The sequence below is a fragment of the Allobosea sp. CS1GBMeth4 genome, from assembly GCF_900185715.1.
Lineage (GTDB): Bacteria > Pseudomonadota > Alphaproteobacteria > Rhizobiales > Beijerinckiaceae > Allobosea.
On sequence record NZ_FYAS01000041.1, the window covers coordinates 11,051 to 32,790 of the forward strand.

Sequence of the window (21,740 nt, forward strand, 5' to 3'; positions counted from 1 at the left end):
CCACCGCCGGCCCGCTGCGAGCCGGACTTGCTCCACGTCACATCACGAAACATCGAAGCCGACCCCTGCTTATGTTGTCCGGCGACGCTAGCGAGGGCCCATTTGGGGGTCAATCGACCGGCCCGGGTTGTCTGCCGCTTTTTTGAGCAGGCGTTTTCCATCCTGCCGGCAGGCCGCGCCGCCGCTGTTGCACCATCAGCCCATATCTGCGAAACCGCGCCCTTCCCTGCCCTTCCAGCGAGACCTCAAGCCCAAATGCCCGCTTTCGAACCCGCGCTGATCGAAGCCGCCCGCGTCTCGGCCGCCTGGCCGTTCGAGGAAGCCAAGAAGCTCGTCGCGCGGCTGCAGAAATCGGGCAAGCGCGAGGTGGTGTTCGAGACCGGCTACGGCCCGTCCGGCCTGCCGCATATCGGCACCTTCGGCGAGGTCGCGCGCACCTCGATGGTGCGCCATGCCTTTCGCGTGCTGACGGACGACGCCGTCCCGACCCGGCTGATCGCCTTCTCGGACGATATGGACGGGCTGCGCAAGGTCCCGGACAACGTTCCGAACAGGGAGCTGCTGGCGCAGCATCTCGGCAAGCCGCTGACCGAAGTGCCGGACCCGTTCGGCACGCACGATTCGTTCGGCCGCCACAACAATGCCCGGCTCTGCGCCTTCCTCGACCAGTTCGGCTTCGACTACGAGTTCAAGTCCTCGACCGACGCCTATCGCGCCGGCGAGTTCGACGCGACCCTGCTCAGGATGCTCGCCCGCTTCGACAAGATCATGTCGATCATGCTGGCGACCCTGCGCGAGGAGCGCGCCGCCACCTATTCGCCCTTCCTGCCGATCCACCCGAAGACGAGGATCGTCATGCAGGTGCCGATCGAGGCCCGCGACGTCGAGGCCGGCACCATCACCTGGAGCGATCCGGCGACGGGCGAGCGCTTCACCACGCCGGTCACGGGCGGACACGCCAAGCTGCAGTGGAAGCCTGACTGGGCGATGCGCTGGGTCGCGCTCGGCGTCGATTACGAGATGGCCGGCAAGGACCTGATCGACTCGGTCAAGGTCTCCTCGCAGATCGCCCGCGCCATCGACGGCACGCCGCCGGAAGGCTTCAACTACGAGCTCTTCCTCGACGAGCAGGGCCAGAAGATCTCGAAGTCGAAGGGCAACGGCCTGACCATCGAGGAATGGCTGAGCTACGGCCCGCCGGAATCGCTGGCGCTGTTCATGTATGCGCGCCCGCGCGAGGCCAAGAAGCTGCATTTCGACGTGATCCCGCGCGCGGTCGACGATTACCTGCAGTTCCTCGGCGGTTATGAGCGGCAGGACTGGAAGAACCGGCTCGGCAACCCGGTCTGGCACATCCATGCCGGAACGCCGCCGCAGCCGGAGGTGATCGCCAGCGGCTCCGGCGACAATGCGGTGCGTACCCAGATCTCGTTCTCGCTGCTGATGAACCTCGTCGCCGTCGCGAATTCGGAGGACAAGGGCGTGCTCTGGGGCTTCCTGCAGCGCTATGCGCCCGGCATCTCGCCTGCGACCCATCCGCGGCTCGATGCGCTCGTCGGCTACGCGCTCGCCTATTTCCGCGACTTCGTGAAGCCGGCCAAGCGTTATCGCCCTGCCGATGAAACCGAGCGCGCCGCCTTCGCGGCGCTCGACGCCGCGCTCGCCGCGTTGCCGGCGGGTGCGAGCGCCGAGAGCGTGCAGGATGCGGCGCTGGACGTCGCCCGCGCCATCCCGCGCTACCAGAACCTCGCCGCCAAGGGCGCGACGCCCGAGCGGCCCGGCGTCTCCGGCGACTGGTGGAAGGCGATCTACCAGGTGATGTTCGGCGAGGATCAGGGCCCGCGCTTCGGCTCCTTCGCCGCGATCTACGGCCTCGACAATACCCGCAGGCTGATCGCCAAGGCGCTCGACGGCGGCCTGATCCGCGAGCATGAGGCCTTCCTGGCGGCCCGGCAGCCGATCAGCGCATGAGTACAGCGGCGGCTGAGGCGGTCGAACGCGCCATCACCGGCCGCCGCGCCGTCCGCGCCTTCCTGCCCGACGCCGTCGACCCCGCCCTGGTGCGCCGCCTGATCGAGCTGGCGGCGCAGGCGCCGAGCGGCACCAACATGCAGCCCTGGCGCGTGCGCGTGCTCGGCCCGCAGGCCCGTGCCCGGCTGGAGGCGGCGCTGGTCGCCGCGCTCGACGACCCCTCCCCGCGCGAGGAGGAATACCGCTACTACCCGGCCGTCTTCCGCGAGCCCTATCTCTCGCGCCGCCGCAAGGTCGGCTGGGACCTCTACGGCCTGCTCGGCGTCGCCAGGGGCGACCATGCCGGCATGCGCCGCCAGACCGAGGCGAATCTGCGCTTCTTCGGCGCGCCGGTCGCGCTGATGCTGACCATCGACCGCGACCTCGAGATCGGCTCCTGGCTCGATCTCGGCGGCTTCATCCAGACCCTGCTGATCGCGGCGCAGGGGCATGGCCTCGATTCCTGCCCGCAGGCGATCTTCGCCAGCTTCCACGGAATCGTGCGCCGGGAGCTTTCCATTCCCGAGAGCGAAGTGGTGGTCTGCGGCATCGCGCTCGGCAAGGCCGATCCGGACGCGCCGGCCAACCGGCTGGTGCCGGAGCGCGAGCCGGTCGAGGCCTTCACCAGCTGGCTGGATTAGGACGAGCGCTGACTTTACGCGGAAAGACGGCCGCCCGCTTTCAGCCTGCGACCGCCACGTATTCGGTCTCGATCGAGCTTTCCTGGAGCTGGTGGTCGTAGCCGTAGATGTGGATCGAGATCGCCTCGCCCGGGCCGCGATTCTGCATGCGGTGGATGTTCGGGCCGGTCGGCAGCATGCAGGCGACATAGCCGGCCTGGCGGGCGTGCTCCTCGGTCGCCATGGCGCGTTTCGCATCGATCGCGCGGTACCAGGTTTCCGACAGCGTGCCCGCGACCAGGCCGAAGCAGCATGAGCAGTGATGATCGTGGATCGAGGTCGTGGCGCCCTCGCCCCAGACCATCGCCCAGACGCTGACGGCCTCGTTGCCGGCGAGCAGGTTGCGGGTGTAGCCGCCCGGTTTGCGCAGCAGCGGCAGGCGCTGGATTAATTCGGGAACGGCGACGAGCTCGGTGAGGACGCTGCGGGCCGCGGCGAGATAATCGCGCGAGCAGGTTCCCTCATGGGTCCGCAGCGCGTTCAGCACCGCCCCGCGCCGCTCCTCGCCGAGAAAACCCTGCATGTCCCCTGCCTCCCGCCATGATCGATGACGGCAGGCATGGTAGGCCGAGGGGGCCGGCAATGGTTTGCAATCTCGCGGCAAAAACGGGAAAAATTGGAAACTGATGCTCATTCTTACCTTGATATGAGTACCTGATTCCTGGAAAGTGCCTCCGATCGAGACTCAATTCCGATCTGAGCGAGGAGCACCATGGCCAGGCTCGACGCCTTCGACCTGCGCATCCTTGCGCTGCTGCAGGAGGACGCCAGCAGGCCTTTGGCGGAACTCGCCGAGGCCGTCGGATTGTCGCCGACGCCCTGCTGGCGCCGCATCCAGAAGCTCGATGCCGCCGGCTATATCAGGAAGCGGGTCGCGCTGCTCGACCGCACCAGGCTGAAGGCAGGCGTCACCGTCTTCATCGCGGTGAAGACGGCGCGCCATTCGATGGAGTGGCTGGAGCGCTTCCACGCCGCCGTGCACGATCTGCCCGAGATCGTCGACTTCTACAGGATGAGCGGCGACATCGACTATCTGCTCAAGGCCTATGTCTGCGACATCGACGCCTATGACGCGCTCTACAAGAAGCTGATCTCGCGCATCGAGCTCAGCGACGTCACCTCCATGTTCGCCATGGAGGAGCTGAAATCGACCACGGCGATCCCCCTCGGCTTCGCCGCGGAAGGGTGATCACCTTGTCGTCATGCTCGCCCTTGTGGCGAGCATCCGCGTCTCGAACACCACATTCGATCAGTGAAGCGAAGACATGGATGGTCGGGACAAGCCCGACCATGACGGCAGCGCTACCGGTTGATTTCGAACAGGCCGGCGCAGCCCATGCCGCCGGCGACGCACATGGTGACGACCGCATAGCGCGCCTTGCGCCGGCGGCCTTCCAGCAGCGCGTGGCCGACGAGCCGCGCCCCGCTCATGCCGAATGGATGGCCGATCGCGATCGCGCCGCCATTGACGTTGACCTTGTCGGGGTCGATGCCGAGCGTGTCGCGGCAATAGAGCGACTGCGAGGCGAAGGCCTCGTTCAGCTCCCAGAGGTCGATGTCGGAGACCGTGAGCCCGTTGCGCGCGAGCAGTCTCGGCACGGCGAAGACCGGGCCGATGCCCATCTCGTCGGGCTCGCAGCCGGCCGCGGCGAAGCCGCGGAAGATGCCGAGCGGCTCCAGCCCGCGGCGCCCGGCCTCCAGCGCCGACATCACCACGCTCGCCGAGGCGCCGTCCGAGAGCTGGCTGGCATTGCCGGCGGTGACGAACTTGTCCTCGCCGCGCACCGGCTTGAGCTTGAGCAGCGCCTCCAGCGTCGTCTCGGGGCGATTGCCCTCGTCCTTCGACAGCGTGACCTGCGCCTGGCGGACCTCGCCGGTCGCCTTGTCGGTGACGGCCATCACCGCGCTCATCGGCACGATCTCGTCGTCGAACAGGCCGCTCTGCTGCGCGGCGGCCGTGCGGCGCTGGCTCTCCAGCGAGAACTCGTCCTGCGCCTGGCGCGAGATGCCGTAGCGCTCGGCGACGATGTCGGCGGTCTCGATCATCGTCGTGTAGATCGTCGGCTTGTTGGCGGTGAGCCAGTCGTTCATCGCGAGGTCGCGCCGCGTCACCGGCTGCACCAGCGAGATCGACTCGACGCCGCCGGCGACCGCGACCGGCACGCCGTCCATCACCACGCGCCGCGCCGCATGCGCGATCGCCTCCAGCCCCGAGGCGCAGAAGCGGCTCACCGTGACGCCGGCCGACTGCACCGGGATGCCGGCGACCAGCGCCGCGTGGCGGGCGACGTTGAGGCCGGTCGCCGCTTCCGGATAGCCGCAGCCCAGCACAACCTCCTCGACCGCCTCCGGCTCCAGCTTCGCCCGCGCCATCGCGTGCCTGATCGCATGGGCGGCCATGTCGGCGCCGCGGACCTGGTTGAAGGCGCCGCGATGGGCCTTGCCGATCGGCGTGCGGGCGGTCGAGACGATGACGGCTTCGGTCATGAGTTCAGCAATCCTCTGTAATCGTCGTGCGGCGATCTTCGATCAAACGCGCCGGCCGTCCCGGACGGGGCGAGGCGGAGCCCCGCGATCCAGCCGGGAGCCCGGACGACGGGTCGTGTCAGATGGCCCGCACCGCGAAGAAACCCTTGCCCTCGGCGGCGAGCCGGCGCAACAGCGGCGCCGGTTCGAGCGAGGCATCGCCGCTCTCCCTGGCCTGCCGCTCCAGCCGCCGGACGATCACGTCGAGCCCGACGCTCTCGGCCCAGTGCATCGGCCCGCCGCGCCAGGCCGGCCAGTTGTAGCCGTTGAGCCAGACCGTATCGATGTCGCCGGCGCGGGTCGCGACGCCCTCCTCCAGGATGCGTGCGCCCTCGTTGACCATCGGGTCGAGCAGGCGCGCCAGGATCTCCTCAGCCGTGAAGCTGCGCCGCGACACGCCCTTGCTGGCCGAGACCTCGGCGATCAGCGCCTCGACCTCGGGATCGCGCTCGCCCGTCCGCGCGCCGCCCGGGTAGCGATAATAGCCGCGCCCGGTCTTCTGGCCGAACCAGCCGCGCTCGCAGAGCGCATCCGCCACCGCCGCGCTCTTGCCGCGCGCCTTGCGGCTGCGCCAGCCGATGTCGTTGCCGGCGAGGTCGGACATCGCGAAGGGCCCCATCTTGAAGCCGAAGCCGGTCAGCGCCGCGTCGACCTCATGCGGCAGCGCGCCCGCGACGAGCAGGCGCTCGGCGGCGCGGGTGCGCGCCTCCAGCATGCGGTTGCCGACGAAGCCGAAGCCGTTGCCGACCACGACCGGCACCTTGCCGAGCCGGCGCCCGAGCGCGATCGCGGTCGCCACCACATCGGCGGCGACACCGGCCGGGCGGACGATTTCGAGCAGCTTCATCACATTGGCCGGGCTGAAGAAATGCATGCCGAGCACATCGGCCGGCCGGCTCGTGGCGGCGGCGATCTCGGCGAGGTCGAGATAGGAGGTGTTGCTGGCGAGGATCGCGCCCGGCTTCGCGATCCTGTCGAGCGCGCCGAAGATCTCGCGCTTGACGCCCATCTCCTCGAAGGCGGCCTCGATCACGATGTCCGCCTCGGCGGCGGCGGCGAGCCCGACCGCCGGCGTGATCAGGGCCATGCGCCGTTCGCGCGCCTCCTCGCTCATCGAACCGCGCTTCACCGAGAAGCCATAGGTGTCGCGCACCCGGGCATGGCCCTTGTCGATCTGCTGTTGCGAGGTCTCGATCAGCGTCACCGGGATGCCGGCATTGGCGAAGCACATGGCGATGCCGCCGCCCATGGTCCCGGCGCCGATCACCGCGGCGCGGGCGATCGGGCGCGGCTTCACGCTGTCGTCGATGCCGGGCACCTTCGCCGCCTCGCGCTCGGCGAAGAAGGCGTAGCGCAGCGCCTTCGAGCGCTCGTCGGCGACGAGCGCGACGAACAGCGCCCGTTCCCTGGCGAGGCCCTCGGCGAGCGTCAGGGTGAAGGCGCCGCGCACCGCCTCGACCAGCGCCGGGACGTTCGGCATCTCGCCGGATTTCGCCAGCGCCTCCTTGGCCAGCGCCTCGAAGGCCTCGCGGTCGGCGGCCGTCAGCCGGTCGGTGCGCCCGCCGGTCTTCGCCGGCGCCCCCCTGGCCGCCAGTTCCCGCGCCAGCGCCACGGCGGCTCCGACGGCGTCGCTCTCGACCAGCCTGTCGATCAGCCCGAGCGCCAGCGCCTTCTGCGCCGGGATCGGCTCGCCCGAGAGCATCATCGGAAAGGCCGCCGCCGCCCCGATCAGCCGCGGCAGACGCTGCGTTCCGCCGGCGCCGGGGATCAGGCCGAGCTTGATCTCGGGCAGGCCGAGCTTGGCGGCGGGGGACGCGACGCGGCCATGGCAGGCGAGCGCGACCTCGAGCCCGCCGCCCAGCGCGACGCCCTCGATCGCCGCGACCACCGGCTTTCCGGCGTTCTCGACGCTCTCGAGCACCTCGGGCAGCAGCGGCGCCACCGGCGGCTTGCCGAACTCGCTGATGTCGGCGCCGGCGATGAAGGCCTTGCCTCGCGCGGCGATGACCAGGGCCGTCACCGCCGGATCCGCCATCGCCTGCACCACGGCGGCGGCGAGATCGCCACGGAGCGTCGCGGACAGGGCGTTGACGGGCGGATTGTCGAGAGTCGCGACCGCCACCTCTCCATGGCGGGCTAGCGTGACGGTCGGCATCTGGTCTCCACCCTCTGTCGGCGCAGTCGCCGCGCATGCAATTAGTTGAAGCTTAAAATAACGAAGGGGGCGCCGCAACGCCCGCCTCGCGCCCGCTTCCTTGACCGGCTCCATCCCCTCCCCCATCGTCTGCCGCCGCTCCCGCCGGGCGGCGACACGACAGAGGCGAGGCATGAGCGAGACCGTTCTGAGCGAGACCCCGGCCGAGGGCGTCAGGCAGATCACCATGAGCCGGCCCGAGCGGCGCAACGCGCTCGACCGCGCCACCTATCAGGGGCTGATCGACGCGCTCGCCGCCGCGGATGCCGACGCTGCGGTCCGGGTCATCGTGCTCACCGGCGCGGGCGGCTGCTTCACCAGCGGCAACGACATCAAGGATTTCGCCGCCGGCGGCCTGGACGGCCCGCGCGTCGCCATCGACTTCCTGACCGCGATCTCGACCGCGAGGAAGCCGATCGTCGCCGCGGTCGAGGGCTTCGCCGTCGGCATCGGCACGACCATGCTGCTGCATTGCGACCTCGCCTATGCCGGGCGCGGCGCGAGCTTCCGCCTGCCCTTCGTCACGCTCGGCCTCTGCCCGGAGGGCGGTTCGAGCTATCTCCTGCCGCTGATCGCAGGCTCGAAGCGCGCCGCCGAATTGCTGATGCTGGGCGAGCCCTTCGGTCCCGAGCAGGCGCGCGAGGCCGGGCTGGTCAACGACGTCACCGCGGAGGGCGGCGCGCTCGCGGCCGCGTTGGAGAAGGCCAGGGCACTGGCGGCGCTGCCGCCGCAATCCGTCGCCCTGACGAAGTCGCTGCTCAAGCGCGGCGGCGCCGCCGCCGTGGCCGAGACGATCGCGACCGAGGCGCGCCATTTCGGCGAGCGGCTGATGTCGGCCGAGGCGCAGGCCGCCTTCGCCGCCTTCCTGACCAGACGCTGAGGGTTTGGCAGGGCGGCTCAGGCCGGCCGCGGCGTCACCCGCCGGCGCGCCGCGACGACATTGCGCAGCAGCGCCAGCGCGAAGACCGACGCCTGCACCACGACGATGCAGGGACCGGTGGCGACGTCGAGATGGAAGCTCAGGATCGTGCCGGCGACGCTCGACGCGACCGCCGCCGCGATCGCGATCAGCAGCATCACGTCGAAACGGCGCGTCGTCAGATAGCCGATCGCGCCCGGCGCGACCAGCATGGCCACCACCAGGATGATGCCGACCGCCTTGAGGGCCGCGACGATCGTCAGCGCCAGCATGGCGAGCAGGCCGAAATGCAGCGCCCTGACCGGAAGGCCGATGGCCCGCGCATGCGCCGGGTCGAAGGCATGCAGCAGGAAGTCGCGGCGCTTCAGCAGCATGATGGCGGTGACCGGCAGCGCGATCAGCGCCGTCTCCACGATGTCGGCCCAGGCCACGCCGAGCATGTTGCCGAACAGGATGTGCAGGAGGTGCTGGTCGCTGTCGACCTTGACGAAGAGCACGAGCCCGAGCGCGAACATGCCGGAGAAGACGATGCCCATCACCGTATCCTCCTTCACCCGGCTGTTCTCCCGGAGGTAGCCGATGCCGAAGGCGCAGGCGAGGCCGGCGGCGAAGGCGCCGAGCGCCAGCGGCAGGCTCGCGATATGGGCCAGCACGATGCCGGGCAGCACCGCATGCGAGACCGCATCGCCCATCAGCGACCAGCCCTTCAGCACCAGGAAGCAGGACAGCACGGCGCAGACCAGGCCGACCATCACCGCCACGATGAGGCCGCGCAGCATGAACTCATGCGCGAAAGGGGCGAGCAGCCAGCTCTGGATCAGGCTCATGCCGGCGCTCCCCTGCCGGCGGCCCGGCGCGCGCCGAGGCGGCCATGCCTGGGCGCGAACAGGAAGGCGGCGAGGAACAGCGCCGTCTGGAACACCACGATCAGCCCGCCGGTCGAGCCGTCGAGGAAATAGCTGAGATAGGCGCCGACCGCCGAGGTCACGATCCCCATCGCCACGGCGATCGCGATCAGCCGGCCGAAGCGGTCGGTCAGCAGATAGGCGGTCGCGCCCGGCGTCACCACCATGGCGATGACGAGGCAGGCGCCGACCGTCTGCAGCGCCGCGACCGTGCAGGCGCTGAGCAGCACGAAGAACAGGATCTTGAGCCGCGTCGGCGAGAGGCCGACCGCGCGCGCCTGGTTCTCGTCGAAGAAGACCAGCATCAGGTCCTTCCAGCGCAGCAGCAGGACGGTCAGCGAGACGAAGGCGATGATCGCCACCTGGGCCACGTCCTCGTCGGAGATGCCGAGGATGTTGCCGAGCACGATCGACTGCACGTTGACCGAGGTCGGGTTGATCGAGACGATCATCAGGCCGACGGCGAAGAAGCTGGTGAAGACGATGCCGATCACGGCGTCCTCGCGCAATTGCGTGCGCACCCGGACCAGCGCCATGGCGAGCGCCGCGAGCAGCCCCGACAGGAAGGCGCCGGCGGCATAGGGCAGCTTCAGGAGATAGGCGAGCGCGACGCCGGGCACGATCGCATGCGCGAGCGCGTCGCCCATCAGCGACCAGCCCTTCAGCATCAGATAGCAGGACAGGAAGGCGCAGACGCCGCCGACCAGCGCCGAGACCCAGATCGCCTTGACCATGTACTGGTAGCCGAAGGGTTCGAGCAGGAGGTCGATCACGGCCGCTCGTCCTTCCTGCCGGCGGCGGGCTTCTCCCGGTTCCGCTCGCCATAGAACACGAGCGGGCGCTCGTCGTCGGTGATCACGGTGACGCGCCGGTCGTCGGCGTCGGCATGCAGGCTGGCGCCTTCGAGGCGGAAATGCCGGAGCGCGCCGCCGAAGGCCTTCTGCAGATTGTCCTGGGTGAAGGTGGTCTCGGTCGGCCCGGCGGCGAGCACCGTCCTGTTGATGATCACCACCTGGTCGCAGAAGTCGGGGATCGAGCCGAGATTATGGGTCGAGACCAGCATCAGCCGCCCCTCGGCCCTGAGCTCGCGCATCAGCGCGACGATCTGGTCCTCGGTCTTGACGTCGACGCCGGTGAAAGGCTCGTCGAGCAGGATCACCTGCCCGCCCTGCGCGAGCGCGCGGGCGAGGAAGACGCGCTTGCGCTGGCCGCCGGAGAGCTCGCCGATCTGGCGGCGGCGGAATTCCAGCATGTTGACCCGTTCGAGCGCCAGCTCGGCCGCCTCGCGATCCGCCCGCCGCGGCAGGCGCATGAAGCCCATATGGCCATAGCGGCCCATCATCACGACGTCGTCGACCAGCACGGGGAAGGTCCAGTCGACCTCCTCGGCCTGCGGCACATAGGCGACGAGGCCGTGCTTCAGCGCCTGGCGCACCTCCATGCCGGCGATGCCGACCAGACCCTGCGCGGGCTTCAGGAAGCCCATCAGCGTCTTGAAGATCGTCGACTTGCCGGAGCCGTTGACGCCGACCAGCGCGCAGATCGTGCCGGGGCCGAGCGCGAAGGAGGCGTCGTTCACCGCAGTCACGCCGTTGGCGTAGCGGACCGTGACGCCGCTGACGACGATCGACGGCGTCGGCTCCCGGAATGTCCCGGCGTCCTGCCGGTTCACTGGTCGAACCCCTTCGCGATCGTGTCGACGGTGACCTCGAGCAGCCTGAGATAGGTCGGCACGGCGCCGCGCGCATCGGAGAGCGAGTCGACATAGAGAACGCCGCCATACTTGGCCCCGGTCTCGCGCGCGACCTGCCTGGCGGCGCGGTCCGAGATCGTGCTCTCGCTGAACACGGCCGGGATCTTGTTCTTGCGGACGAGGTCGATCAGGCGGCGCACCTGCTGCGGCGTGCCCTGCTCGTCGGCGTTGATCGGCCAGAGATAGGCCTCCCGCCAGCCGTAATCGCGGGCCAGATAGCTGAAGGCGCCCTCGCTCGAGACGAGCCAGCGCTTCTCGGGCGGCACCTTGTCGAGCCGAGCCCGGAGGGGCGCGTCCATGGCCTTGATCTGCGCGGCATAGGCCGCGGCGTTCGCGGCATAGATCGCCGCATTGGCCGGATCGGCCTCGCTGAGCGCCTTGCGGATGTTCTCGACATAGATCAGGGCGTTCCCGGTCGACATCCAGGCATGCGGGTTCGGCTTGCCCTCATAGGGCCCCTCCTTGATGCCCATGGGCGCGATGCCCTCGGTCACCACCGCGCTCCTGACGTTCTTCACATTGTCGAAGAACCGCTCGAACCAGCGCTCCAGGTTCATGCCGTTCCAGAGCACCAAGTCGGCCGACTGCGCCTTCACCACATCCCCCGGCGTCGGCTGGTAATCGTGGATCTCGGCGCCGGGCCGGGTGATCGATTCGACGGTCGCCGCCGTGCCGGCGACGTTCCGGGCGATGTCCTGGATCACCGTGAAGGTCGTGACGACGCGCAGGGTCTTGCCCGGCGCGGCCTGGGCGAAGGCGCCTCCGCCGGAAACGGTGGCGCCGACTGCCAGCATGGCGACGGCAAGTCCGAGGAAGCGGCGGCGCGGCGACATGGTCTCTCCGAAAGCGAGGCAGGAACGACCTTACGCTATTGCAACGCACTTGCATTTGTCAACGCAATTGCAAATGAATTGCGATAAGTCGTTTTTGCAAATGCCTCTCAGCGTTGCTACCTCTCTCGGGCATGAAGGGAATCGACCACCGCGTGGAGGCGTTCGAGCTCCAGCTCCGCAAGGCGGGGCTGCGCATGACCCAGCAGCGCCGGCTGATCCTGCGCGTGCTGGCCGAGGCCGACGACCATCCCGACGCCAAGTGCATCTTCACGCGCGCCTTCGCGCACGACCCGACGCTCTCGCTCTCGACCGTCTACCGCACGATGAAGGTGCTGGAGACGCAGGGCGCGATCGAGCGTCATGCTTTCGAGGACGGCGTCTCGCGCTACGAACACGCCGACCAGGCCCATCACGACCACCTGATCGACATCGACAGCGGCGAGGTGATCGAGTTCTCCTCACCCGAGATCGAGGAACTCCAGGCGAAGATCGCCGCCAAGCTCGGCTACGAGATCGTCCGGCACAGGCTGGAGCTCTATGGCCGGAAGCTCGACAAGCCGGCCGGGCGCAAGCGGACGCAGAGCTGAACCTCGTTTCGGCCGCGCCGGGTTTACCGAATGTCAAGGCGCCGATTCGATAGCTCACCCAACGGCAGCCTGCCGGTCCCAAACGCGTGTCGGTTTTGAGCAATCGCTTCGAGGCGCCAGTCGCCATTCGCCTGCGGCCTGGCGCCGGCCTCGACACCAAGCTCGTCCTTGGCTGCATGCTCCTGCTCGCGCTGTCGCTGATGCTGGCGCTCGGCCTGCTCGCGATCCTCGGCGGCGACCATGTCCGGGCCAGCCGCAATGTCGAGGCGCTGACGGCCTACCGGCAGGTCCTGACCGCCGCCAACCGCCTCTCCGCCGAGCGCGGGCCGATGAACAGCGTGCTCGGCGAGGAGCCGGCGCCCGATACGCCGGCTCGCCGCAAGCTCGCCGAGTTCCGCCTGCTGAGCGACCGCGCTCTGGCCGAGGTCGCTCAGCAGGCGGCGACCCCGTCCGAACACGAGCTCGCCCCCGGCGACAGTCTGGCGGGCGTCCGCCTGCGCCTCGCCGAGGCACGAAGCGCGGCGGATCGGCTGGCCGCACGTCCCCTCGCCGAGCGCAGCAGCGCCGACATCCGCGGCGTCATCGCCGGCATGTTCGAAGTCGTCGATGCCATGCGCCCGGTCGTGACCGCGGCCATGGTCGATCTCACGCTGCGGGACGGGGCGCTGGCCGGGCAGGCGCTGACCGGGCAGATGCTCGGGGACCTGCGCGAGCATGCCGGCCGCATGGGCTCCCTGCTCGCCCCCTCGATCGCCGCCCGGGAGCCGCTCTCGGCCGCCGCTCACGACGAGCTCGTCCTCACCCGCGGCCGCATCCTGCAGATCTGGCAGTCACTCGAGCGTCAGCTGGCGCTTCAGGCCGACGCGGTCGGGCTGCACGAGGCGCTGTGGGAGGCGCACAGCCTTTATTTCGGCGGTGGCCTCGATCTGATCGCGCGACTGACCACGGAAGGCCGCTCGGGCCGCTATTCGGTCACCACCGAAGCCATGACCCTGCGCTACGTGCCGTCCATGGCGCCGCTGGAGCGGCTGCGCGACAGCTTCCTCGACGATATGCTGGCCGATGCGAAGGCGGCCCGGCAGGCCAGCGCCCGGTGGCTCCAGGCCGTCGCCGCCTTCACCGTGCTCATCGTCCTGACGAACCTGCTGCTGCTCATGGCGGCCCGGCGCCGGATCTTCAGGCCGCTGCTCCAGGCCCGCGATCACGTCGTCGCGCTCGCGGAAGAGCGCGGCCTCGACACCGAAGTGCGCATCGGCCGCCAGGGCGGCGAGATCCGCGAACTGTTCGCCGCGCTCGAAATCCTGCGTCGGAAGCTGCGCGAGCGCCTGCGGCTGACCGAACGGCTCAGGGTGCAGGCCGAGACCGATTCGCTGACCGGCCTCCTCAATCGGCACGCCTTCGATCGCCTCGGCCAGGACGACCCCGACTTCGCCGGTTTTCCGGACGAGGTCGGCCTGATCCTGATGGATATCGACCGTTTCAAGGACATCAACGACACCCATGGCCATGTCGCGGGCGATACGGCGCTGCGCGCGGTGGCGGGGCTGGTGGCGGAATCGGTCCGCAAGCACGATCTCGTCATGCGCTATGGCGGCGAGGAGATCGCCATCGTGCTGCCGAGCACGGGCACCGCCGTGCTCGCGCGGATTGCGGAGAGCCTGCGCGCGACCCTGGCCGAGGAGGCCGTCATGCTCGGCGACGGCGCGCAACTCCGCCTCACCGCCAGCTTCGGCGTCGCGGCGGGACGTCGCGACCGCCTCGGCTGGAAGGCCCTGATCGCGGCCGCCGATCGGGCCCTCTATGCCGCCAAGGCCGGCGGGCGCAACCGGGTCGCGGTCGCCGGAGAGCGCGCTCGGGCGACCTCCGGCGCGAGCGAGCCGGAGCGGGCGGCCTGAGCCGTCCCGGGGTTCATCCGGCCTTGCGCTTGTTCTGACGGTTGGCGATGAGATCGTCGACGACGGTGGGATCGGCCAGCGTCGAGGTGTCGCCCAGCGCGCCGAACTCGTCCTCGGCGATCTTGCGCAGGATGCGGCGCATGATCTTGCCGGAGCGGGTCTTCGGCAGTCCCGGGGCGAACTGGATCAGGTCCGGCGACGCGATCGGCCCGATCTCCTTGCGCACATGCGCCACCAGCTCCTTGCGCAGATCCTCGCTCGACTTTTCGCCCGACATCAGCGTGACATAGGCGTAGATGCCCTGCCCCTTGATGTCGTGCGGATACCCGACCACCGCGGCCTCCGAGACCTTGGGGTGGGCGACCAGCGCCGATTCGACCTCGGCCGTGCCCATGCGGTGGCCGGAGACGTTGATCACGTCGTCGACGCGGCCGGTGATCCAGTAATAGCCGTCGGCGTCGCGCCGGCAGCCGTCGCCGGTGAAGTACTTGTTCGGATAGGTCGCGAAATAGGTTTCTTCGAAGCGCTTGTGGTCGCCGTAGACGGTGCGCATCTGGCCGGGCCAGCTCTCGGCGATGACGAGGTTGCCCTCGGCCGCGCCCTCCAGCACCTTGCCTTCGGCGTCGACCAGCTCGGGCTTGACCCCGAAGAAGGGCCGCGTCGCCGAGCCGGGCTTGAGCTTCGTCGCGCCCGGCAGCGGCGTGATCAGGATGCCGCCGGTCTCGGTCTGCCACCAGGTGTCGACGATCGGGCAGCGGCCGTCGCCGACGACGCGGTGGTACCACTCCCAGGCCTCGGGATTGATCGGCTCGCCGACCGAGCCGAGCAGGCGCAGCGACTTGCGCTTCGTCTTCTTCACCGGCTCCTCGCCGGCGCCCATCAGCGAGCGGATCGCGGTCGGCGCGGTGTAGAGCGTGTTGACCTTGTGCTTGTCGACCACCTCCCAGAAGCGCGAGATCGTCGGATAGGTCGGGATGCCCTCGAACATCAGCGTCGTCGCGCCGTTGGCGAGCGGTCCGTAGAGGATGTAGCTGTGGCCGGTGACCCAGCCGACATCGGCCGTGCACCAGTAGATCTCGCCCTCGTGATAGTCGAAGACGTATTGATGCGTCATCGCGGTGTAGACGAGATAGCCGCCGGTCGTATGCAGCACGCCCTTGGGCTTGCCGGTCGAGCCCGAGGTATAGAGGATGAAGAGCGGGTCTTCCGCCTTCATCTCGGCCGGCGGGCAATGGCCCGAGACCTTCGCCGCCTCGTCATGATACCAGACGTCGCGGCCCTCCTTCATCGTGATGTTGCCGCCGGTGCGCTTCACCACGATCACCGTGCCGATGCCGCCCTTTACCTTGTCGTCGGCTGCGTCGACATTCTTCTTCAGCGGCACGGCGCGCCCGCCGCGCAGGCCCTCGTCGGCCGTGACCACCACTTTCGAGTCGGCGTCCTCGATGCGGTTCGCCAGCGAATCCGGCGAGAACCCGCCGAACACCACCGAATGCACCGCCCCGATCCGGGCGCAGGCCAGCATGGCATAGGCCGCCTCGGGGATCATCGGCAGGTAGATCGTGACCCGGTCGCCCTTCTTGACGCCGTTGGCCTTCAGCACATTGGCGAACTTGCAGACCTCGGCGTGGAGCTGCCCGTAGCTGATCTTCTTCGATTCCGAGGGATCGTCGCCCTCCCAGATGATCGCCGTCTGCTTGGCACGGGCGGCGAGGTGCCGGTCGATGCAGTTGTAGGCGACGTTGGTCGTGCCGTCCTCAAACCATTTGATCGAGACCTTGCCCGGCTTGTAGCTGACGTTGCGCACCTTGCTGTAAGGCTTGAACCAGTCGATGCGCTTGCCGTGCTCGCCCCAGAACTTGTCCGGATCCTTGATCGAGGCCGCATACATCTTCTTGTACTTGGCGTCGTTCAGCCATGCCTTCTTGGCCCAGGCGGCCGGCACGTCATAGGTCTTCTCGGACATTTCAGGCGTCTCCCCAGACTTGGGCGTTCGTCGGGACCGGTTCGCCGGCTCGCGGCGACGCGCCACGACAGTCCGGCCGGCCTCTTTCGAGTTCGTCGCATCATACGGCGCGAGCCCGTGCCGACAAGCGCCGGCAGGCTCGCACTTTCGTTGCTGCGACTTTCGGCGAGGTCTGCCGGCGGCTACAGCCCACCCATCTTGCAGACGAGCGCCCATTCCTCGTCCGTCACCGGCTGCACGGAGAGACGGAAGGAGGTGACCAGCGACATCTTGGCGAGCCTCGGCTCGGCCTTGACCGCAGCCAGCGAGACCGGCTTCGGCAGGGGCTTCACCGCCTTGAAATCGACCAGCACCCAGGGCGGGCCGGCTTCCGTCCACGGATAGTGCTCCCTGATCACCTCGACGATGCCGACGATCTCGAGCCCCTCGTTCGAGTGGTAGAAGAAGGCCTGGTCGCCCGCCTTCATCGCCATCAGGTTCAGCTTGGCGGTGTGGTTCTTCACCCCGTCCCAATGCGTGCCCTTCGCCCCGGCGGCGACCTGGTCGTCCCAGGACCAGACCGAGGGTTCCGATTTGATCAGCCAGTGGGCCATGAGAGTGCTCGGCAGTCGGCAGTGGGCGATAGGCAGTCGATAACGAAATCCGAACCGACTGCCTACTGCCGATTGCCTACTCCCCTTCTTCCTTCACGGGCGCCGGCGGCCGCGACGCCGCCTCGCCCGTCTCGTTCCAGAACCTGACCATCTCGCGCGTCAGCGCGGCATAATCCTGCGGCGAGAGCTCGACCCTGACCTCCCCCTCCCCGAAGGGCAGGATCAGCACGAAGCGGTGCGTGTCCTCGGCCCGCCGGCGGCGCAGTTCGATCACCCGCCCGGCGATGCGCCCGGCGAGCGGCACCGGCCGGCTCTCCGCCACCAGCTCCGAGCCCGTCGTCTTGCGCACCTCGGCGATGCCGCGCGCCACCCGCTTCGTCAGATCGGACCAGTCATTGGGCATCGGATCTCGCGTCCTCCTGCTCCGGCTCGGTGTTCACGTCCGGTGTTCCGCCCGCACCGGCCGCGCCAGCAGCTCGGCGACCACGTCGCGCACGCCCGCCGTGCCGGCGATGACGGCCGCCACCGCCTCGGCGATCGGCATCTCGATCGCCCGCGCTCGCGCCATCTCGACCAGCACCGACGCGGTGAACGCGCCCTCGGCGAGCTTGCCGCCGGCCGCCTCGGCCGGCGTCTTGCCCCGCCCCAGCGCCTCGCCATAGGCGAAGTTGCGCGACTGCGTTGTGGCGCAGGAGAGCACGACGTCGCCCAGCCCCGAAAGCCCCATCAGCGTCTCCGGCCGGGCGCCATGCGCCTCGCCGAATCGGCGCAATTCCGCGAAGCCGCGGGCGACCAGCGCGGCGCGCGCGCTCTCGCCCAGCCTGAGGCCGATGGCGATGCCGGCGGCGATGGCGAGCACGTTCTTCGCCGCGCCGCCGATCTCGACGCCGCGCGGATCGTCGCTGTGGTAGAGGCGCAGCGTCGAGGAGTTGAGCGCTTCGGCCAGCATCCGCGCCAGGCCGCCATCGGCGCAGGCCAATGTCAGCGCGGTCGGCAGGCCATGGGCGATGTCGGCGGCGAAGCTCGGCCCGGACAGCACCGCCGGAACCGCCTGCGGCAGCGCCTCGGCGATGATCTGCGTGGTGAAGCGGCGGCTGCCTTGCTCGATGCCCTTGGCGGCGGAGATCGCCGGCAGGCCGTGCGGCAGCGCCGGCGCCAGCAGCGCGCAGACCGAGCCCAGCGCCTGCGTCGGCACCGCCAGGATCAGCGCCTCGACGGGCCGCAGCGCCGCGACGTCGGCGACCGGCTCGATCGCCTCGGGCAGCCTCGCGCCCGGCAACCGCGGCGCTTCGCGATGCTCGCGCAGGCTCGCCACGGTCGCCTCGTCGCGGGCCCAGAGCAGCACGCGCCGTCCGGCCCGGGCCGCGGCGAGCGCGAGCGCCGTGCCGAAGGCGCCGGCGCCGGCGACGCCGATCGTTTCGTAGCGGTCCTCCCCGCTCACGCTTGCGCCCTGAGTTCGTCGAGCGGCCAGCGCGGCCGCGCCACCGCGCCCATGTCGTCGACGAGGCCGAGGCGCAGCCGCTCCAGCCCGGCCCATGCGATCATCGCGCCATTGTCGCCGCAGAGCGCCACCGGCGGGGCGACCATCGGCAGCCCGGCCTCGGTCGCCAGCCGCATCAGGCCGTTGCGGATCTGCTGGTTGGCCGCGACGCCGCCGGCGGCCACCAGCGTCGTCGGCTTGATCCCGGCCTCGCGGCAGGCGCGCAGGCCGGCGCGCGTCCGGTCGACCAGCACGTCGACCACCGCCGCCTGGAAGGAGGCGCAGAGATCGGCGACGTCGCGATCCGACAGGGGGGCGATCCGCTCGGCGACGAGCCTGACCGCCGTCTTCAGGCCCGACAGCGAGAAATCGGGCTTGGGCCGCCCGCTCATCGGCCGCGGGAATTCGAAGCGTTCGGGATCGCCGTTGCGGGCCTCGCGCTCGACCGAGGGGCCGCCCGGATAGGGCAGGCCCAGCATCTTGGCGATCTTGTCGAAGGCCTCGCCGACCGCGTCGTCGATCGTGGTGCCGAGCCTGAGATAGTCGCCGACGCCGCGCACGGCGAGGAGCTGCGTGTGCCCGCCGGAGACCAGCAGCAGCAGATAGGGGAAGGCGAGATCGTCGGTCAGCCGCGCCGTCAGCGCATGGCCCTCGAGATGGTTGATCGCGATGAAGGGCCGCCCGGTGACCAGAGCGATCGCCTTGGCGGTGGTGAGGCCGACCATGACGCCGCCGATCAGCCCCGGCCCCGCCGCCGCGGCGACGCCGTCGATCTCGGCGGGCTTCATGCCGGCGGACTCGAAGGCGCGCGCCACGATCCGGTCGATCGCCTCGACATGGGCGCGAGCGGCGATCTCGGGCACGACGCCGCCATAGGCGGCATGCGCCGCGATCTGGCTCAGGACCTCGTTCGACAGGATCTTCGCTTCGCCGGAGCGTTCGACGCAGACGATCGCGGCGGCCGTCTCGTCGCAGGTCGTCTCTATGCCCAGAACTCGCATGCTCATCGTAAAGTTGGGCGCAGCGCCCGCCCAATGGCCGGGGTGCGCGGTTTCGCGCGGGGATTTCCTCCGTATAGTGCTGCATGAAGGAGAAGGCCAATGGCCGGCGCCGGCCAACGGCGCGGAAGCGGAGACCTCGCCTAGAATGACCGACATGCCGACCCCGCCACGCGAAAGCCGGCTCCCCGGCCGCTTCATCATCGGCACGCGCGGCAGCCCGCTCGCTCTGGCTCAGGCCAACGAATTCGCCAGCCGGCTCGGCGCCGCCCATGGCTGGGACGGCGCCGAACTGCCGCTCGACGTGATCCGCACCACCGGCGACGCCATCCAGAACCGGGCGCTCGCCGAGGCCGGCGGCAAGGGCCTCTTCACCAAGGAGATCGACGCCGCGCAGCTCGCCGGCACCATCGACTTCGCCGTCCATTCCGCCAAGGACCTGCCGACCGCCCTGCCCCCCGGCCTCGTCGTCGGCGGCTACCTGCCGCGCGAGGACGTCCGCGACGCGCTGATCACGCGCGGCATCGCGCGGCTTGCCGACCTGCCCCGGGGCGCGACGGTCGGCTCCGCCTCGCTGCGCCGCCAGGCCATCCTCAGACGTGCGCGGCCCGATCTCGCGATCACCCTTCTGCGCGGCAATGTCGGCAGGCGGCTCGACAAGGTCGCGAGCGGCGAGCTCGACGCCACCCTGCTCGCGCTCGCCGGTCTGCGCCGGCTCGGCCTCGCCGATCGGGCGAGCGGCATCCTCTCGATCGAAGAATGCCTGCCGGCGGTCGGCCAGGGCGCCATCGCCATCGTGATTCGCGCCGGGGACCCGGCCGCTGCCGCGGCGCTTGGGCGCATCACCTGCCGCGACACCGGCCATGCCCTGGCCGCCGAGCGCGCCTTCCTGACCGAGCTCGACGGCTCCTGCCGCACGCCGATCGCCGGCCACGCCACCGTCGCGGGCGAGCGCCTGCATCTGCGCGGGCTCATCCTCTCGCCCGACGGCGCGGCCAGCGCCGAGGGCGAACGCCATGGTTCGGTCACGGAGGCCGCGCAACTGGGAGCCGATCTCGGGCGCGAATTGCGCGCCCGCGCCCCGGCCGGCATCTACGACCCGGCCTGAGCGAAGCCCGCACGAGGAGGCGATATGCGCGTTTTGGTGTTCAGACCGCAGCAGGATGCCGAACGCAGCGCCGCAACCCTGCGCGAGCGCGGCAAGGATCCCGTGGTCGCGCCGCTGTTCCAGATCCTGCCGAGCGGCGAGAAGCCGCCGAAAGGGCCGTTCGACGCGCTCGTCCTGACCAGCGCCAATGCCGTGCCGGCGCTGGAACGCCTGCCCAAGGGTTGGCGTGCCAGCCTCCCCGCCTTCTGCGTCGGAACGCGAACGGCCGAGGCCGCCGGCGAGCTCGGCTTCTCCGCCCACAGCGCCCGCGGCGGCCGCGCCGAGTTGCTGGCGCTGATCCTCGAGCGCCTGCCCGGCGGCCGCAGGCTGCTCTTCGTCGCCGGTCGCGACCGGCATGAGGATCTGCCGGACCGGTTGCGCGAGGCCGGCCATGAGGTGACGGTCTGGACCGCCTATGAGGCCAGGGCGGTCGATGCGCTGCCTGCGGTCGCCGCCGACGCGCTGCGCGACGGCTCGGCCGACGCCGCCCTGCACTATTCGCCACGCAGCGCCCAGACCTTCCTCGATCTCGCCGGCCGGGCCGGGCTGGCGGAACAGGCGCGCGCTCTGCCGCAGCTCGCGCTCTCGGCCGAGATCGCCGCGCCGCTGATCGCCGCCGGCTCCGACACAGTGCTCGTCGCCGAGCACCCCGAGGAGGCCGCACTGTTCGCCGCGCTCGACCAGCTTCCCGCTCGCACTCTGCTGAGCGGCGATGCTAAGGAGCCGGCAGCGACGGGCGACGAGACGAACGAGGACGGCATGGCGGCGGGGTCGAGCAGCGAACAGGGCCCGGCTGGCAAGCGCCGCAGCCGATCCGGCCGGACACCGCCGACCATCGAACTCGCGGCCTCGGACGCCGCCGGAACGCCGGCGTCCGACGGGCCCGGCCGGGCAGCAGGCACGGCCGAGGCTGAGGCCGAGGCCGAGCGCACCGAAGCGGAGGCCGAAGCCGTCCTGCCGACCGAGGCGCTCCCCCGGGAATTCACGCCGCCGCCGGTGCCCGAGCACCAGCGGCGCTACAGCCTGCCGACCGTGGCGCTCGCCGGCCTGGCGGGCGGCGTCATCGGCGCCGGCCTGGTGCTGCTGGGCCTGCGGCTCGCCGGCCCCGACGACAGCGCGCGGCTGACGGAACTCGCCAGGCGCGTCGAGACGCTGCAGGCGCAGAATGCCGCCCTGCCCGGCCGCGCCGCCCTCGAAGCCGTCGACCGCAAGGCGACGGCGGCAGCCGAGAGCGCCGCCAAGGCGAGCGGCGAG

General features: G+C 70.1%; 20 protein-coding genes. 8 read left to right on the forward strand and 12 right to left on the reverse strand.

Annotation, left to right across the window (positions count from 1 at the left end):
* The first annotated feature begins 255 nt into the window (after positions 1–255).
* Together CS1GBM4_RS20775 and CS1GBM4_RS20780 are read left to right on the forward strand one after the other, a co-directional pair.
* Positions 256–1,971, forward strand: coding sequence for a lysine--tRNA ligase (locus CS1GBM4_RS20775; protein ID WP_186420664.1), 1,716 nt, complete (start codon positions 256–258; stop codon positions 1,969–1,971).
* Positions 1,968–2,651, forward strand: coding sequence for a nitroreductase (locus CS1GBM4_RS20780; RefSeq protein WP_186420665.1), 684 nt, complete (start codon positions 1,968–1,970; stop codon positions 2,649–2,651). The genes CS1GBM4_RS20775 and CS1GBM4_RS20780 overlap by 4 nt, the downstream gene beginning before the upstream one ends.
* Positions 2,652–2,691: 40 nt before the next feature.
* On the opposite strand, the gene CS1GBM4_RS20785 is transcribed toward CS1GBM4_RS20780, so the two are convergent.
* Positions 2,692–3,213: a cysteine dioxygenase family protein gene (locus CS1GBM4_RS20785; RefSeq protein WP_186420666.1), complete on the reverse strand. Its 522-nt coding sequence runs from the start codon at positions 3,211–3,213 to the stop codon at positions 2,692–2,694.
* 189 nt (positions 3,214–3,402) lie between these two features.
* On the opposite strand from CS1GBM4_RS20785, the gene CS1GBM4_RS20790 reads away from it, so the two are divergent.
* Positions 3,403–3,879, forward strand: a complete 477-nt coding sequence (locus tag CS1GBM4_RS20790; RefSeq protein WP_186420667.1) for an Lrp/AsnC family transcriptional regulator — start codon at positions 3,403–3,405, stop codon at positions 3,877–3,879.
* A gap of 113 nt (positions 3,880–3,992) precedes the next feature.
* Here the strand turns inward: CS1GBM4_RS20790 and CS1GBM4_RS20795 are convergent, their stop codons facing one another.
* Positions 3,993–5,177: an acetyl-CoA C-acyltransferase gene (locus CS1GBM4_RS20795; protein ID WP_186420668.1), complete on the reverse strand. Its 1,185-nt coding sequence runs from the start codon at positions 5,175–5,177 to the stop codon at positions 3,993–3,995.
* A gap of 118 nt (positions 5,178–5,295) precedes the next feature.
* On the reverse strand, positions 5,296–7,371 hold the full coding sequence (locus CS1GBM4_RS20800) for a 3-hydroxyacyl-CoA dehydrogenase NAD-binding domain-containing protein (protein ID WP_186420669.1): 2,076 nt from the start codon (positions 7,369–7,371) through the stop codon (positions 5,296–5,298).
* A 172-nt stretch (positions 7,372–7,543) separates the two neighbouring features.
* Between CS1GBM4_RS20800 and CS1GBM4_RS20805 the strand changes: the two genes are divergently transcribed.
* Positions 7,544–8,290 carry an enoyl-CoA hydratase-related protein gene (locus tag CS1GBM4_RS20805; protein WP_186420670.1) on the forward strand — a complete coding sequence of 249 codons (747 nt, stop codon included), beginning with the start codon at positions 7,544–7,546 and terminating at the stop codon, positions 8,288–8,290.
* A 17-nt stretch (positions 8,291–8,307) separates the two neighbouring features.
* Here CS1GBM4_RS20805 and CS1GBM4_RS20810 read toward each other — a convergent pair whose 3' ends face one another.
* From CS1GBM4_RS20810 to CS1GBM4_RS20825, 4 genes are read right to left on the reverse strand one after another with little or no spacing between them, the layout of a single operon-like run.
* Positions 8,308–9,156 (reverse strand): metal ABC transporter permease, encoded by an 849-nt coding sequence (locus tag CS1GBM4_RS20810; RefSeq protein ID WP_186420671.1) that lies wholly within the window; start codon positions 9,154–9,156, stop codon positions 8,308–8,310.
* A complete protein-coding gene (locus CS1GBM4_RS20815) occupies positions 9,153–10,007 on the reverse strand; it encodes a metal ABC transporter permease (RefSeq protein ID WP_186420672.1) in 855 nt (284 codons plus the stop codon). The genes CS1GBM4_RS20810 and CS1GBM4_RS20815 overlap by 4 nt, the downstream gene beginning before the upstream one ends.
* Positions 10,004–10,861, reverse strand: coding sequence for a manganese/iron ABC transporter ATP-binding protein (locus CS1GBM4_RS20820; RefSeq protein WP_280177742.1), 858 nt, complete (start codon positions 10,859–10,861; stop codon positions 10,004–10,006). The genes CS1GBM4_RS20815 and CS1GBM4_RS20820 overlap by 4 nt, the downstream gene beginning before the upstream one ends.
* A gap of 41 nt (positions 10,862–10,902) precedes the next feature.
* Complete coding sequence (locus CS1GBM4_RS20825; RefSeq protein WP_210201613.1) at positions 10,903–11,781, reverse strand: metal ABC transporter substrate-binding protein; 879 nt, start codon at positions 11,779–11,781, stop codon at positions 10,903–10,905.
* Positions 11,782–11,951: 170 nt separating this feature from the next.
* Between CS1GBM4_RS20825 and CS1GBM4_RS20830 the strand changes: the two genes are divergently transcribed.
* Both CS1GBM4_RS20830 and CS1GBM4_RS20835 read left to right on the forward strand, forming a co-directional pair.
* On the forward strand, positions 11,952–12,407 hold the full coding sequence (locus tag CS1GBM4_RS20830) for a Fur family transcriptional regulator (protein WP_186420675.1): 456 nt from the start codon (positions 11,952–11,954) through the stop codon (positions 12,405–12,407).
* Positions 12,408–12,493: 86 nt separating this feature from the next.
* Positions 12,494–14,302: a GGDEF domain-containing protein gene (locus CS1GBM4_RS20835; protein ID WP_186420676.1), complete on the forward strand. Its 1,809-nt coding sequence runs from the start codon at positions 12,494–12,496 to the stop codon at positions 14,300–14,302.
* 13 nt (positions 14,303–14,315) lie between these two features.
* On the opposite strand, the gene acs is transcribed toward CS1GBM4_RS20835, so the two are convergent.
* From acs to tsaD, 5 genes are all read right to left on the reverse strand, one after another.
* Positions 14,316–16,268, reverse strand: coding sequence for an acetate--CoA ligase (acs, locus tag CS1GBM4_RS20840; protein ID WP_186420677.1), 1,953 nt, complete (start codon positions 16,266–16,268; stop codon positions 14,316–14,318).
* 182 nt (positions 16,269–16,450) lie between these two features.
* On the reverse strand, positions 16,451–16,861 hold the full coding sequence (locus CS1GBM4_RS20845) for an EVE domain-containing protein (protein WP_186420678.1): 411 nt from the start codon (positions 16,859–16,861) through the stop codon (positions 16,451–16,453).
* 76 nt (positions 16,862–16,937) lie between these two features.
* Positions 16,938–17,264, reverse strand: coding sequence for a hypothetical protein (locus CS1GBM4_RS20850; protein WP_186420679.1), 327 nt, complete (start codon positions 17,262–17,264; stop codon positions 16,938–16,940).
* A 33-nt stretch (positions 17,265–17,297) separates the two neighbouring features.
* Positions 17,298–18,302, reverse strand: coding sequence for an NAD(P)H-dependent glycerol-3-phosphate dehydrogenase (locus tag CS1GBM4_RS20855; protein ID WP_244607329.1), 1,005 nt, complete (start codon positions 18,300–18,302; stop codon positions 17,298–17,300).
* Entirely contained in the window at positions 18,299–19,342 is a 1,044-nt protein-coding gene (gene tsaD, locus CS1GBM4_RS20860) for a tRNA (adenosine(37)-N6)-threonylcarbamoyltransferase complex transferase subunit TsaD (RefSeq protein WP_186420682.1), read from the reverse strand. The genes CS1GBM4_RS20855 and tsaD overlap by 4 nt, the downstream gene beginning before the upstream one ends.
* Positions 19,343–19,496: 154 nt before the next feature.
* On the opposite strand from tsaD, the gene hemC reads away from it, so the two are divergent.
* Together hemC and CS1GBM4_RS20870 are read left to right on the forward strand one after the other, a co-directional pair.
* Entirely contained in the window at positions 19,497–20,447 is a 951-nt protein-coding gene (hemC, locus tag CS1GBM4_RS20865; protein WP_186420683.1) for a hydroxymethylbilane synthase, read from the forward strand.
* A gap of 24 nt (positions 20,448–20,471) precedes the next feature.
* On the forward strand, positions 20,472–21,740 hold a 1,269-nt coding region (locus CS1GBM4_RS20870), incomplete at its 3' end, for a uroporphyrinogen-III synthase (RefSeq protein WP_186420681.1).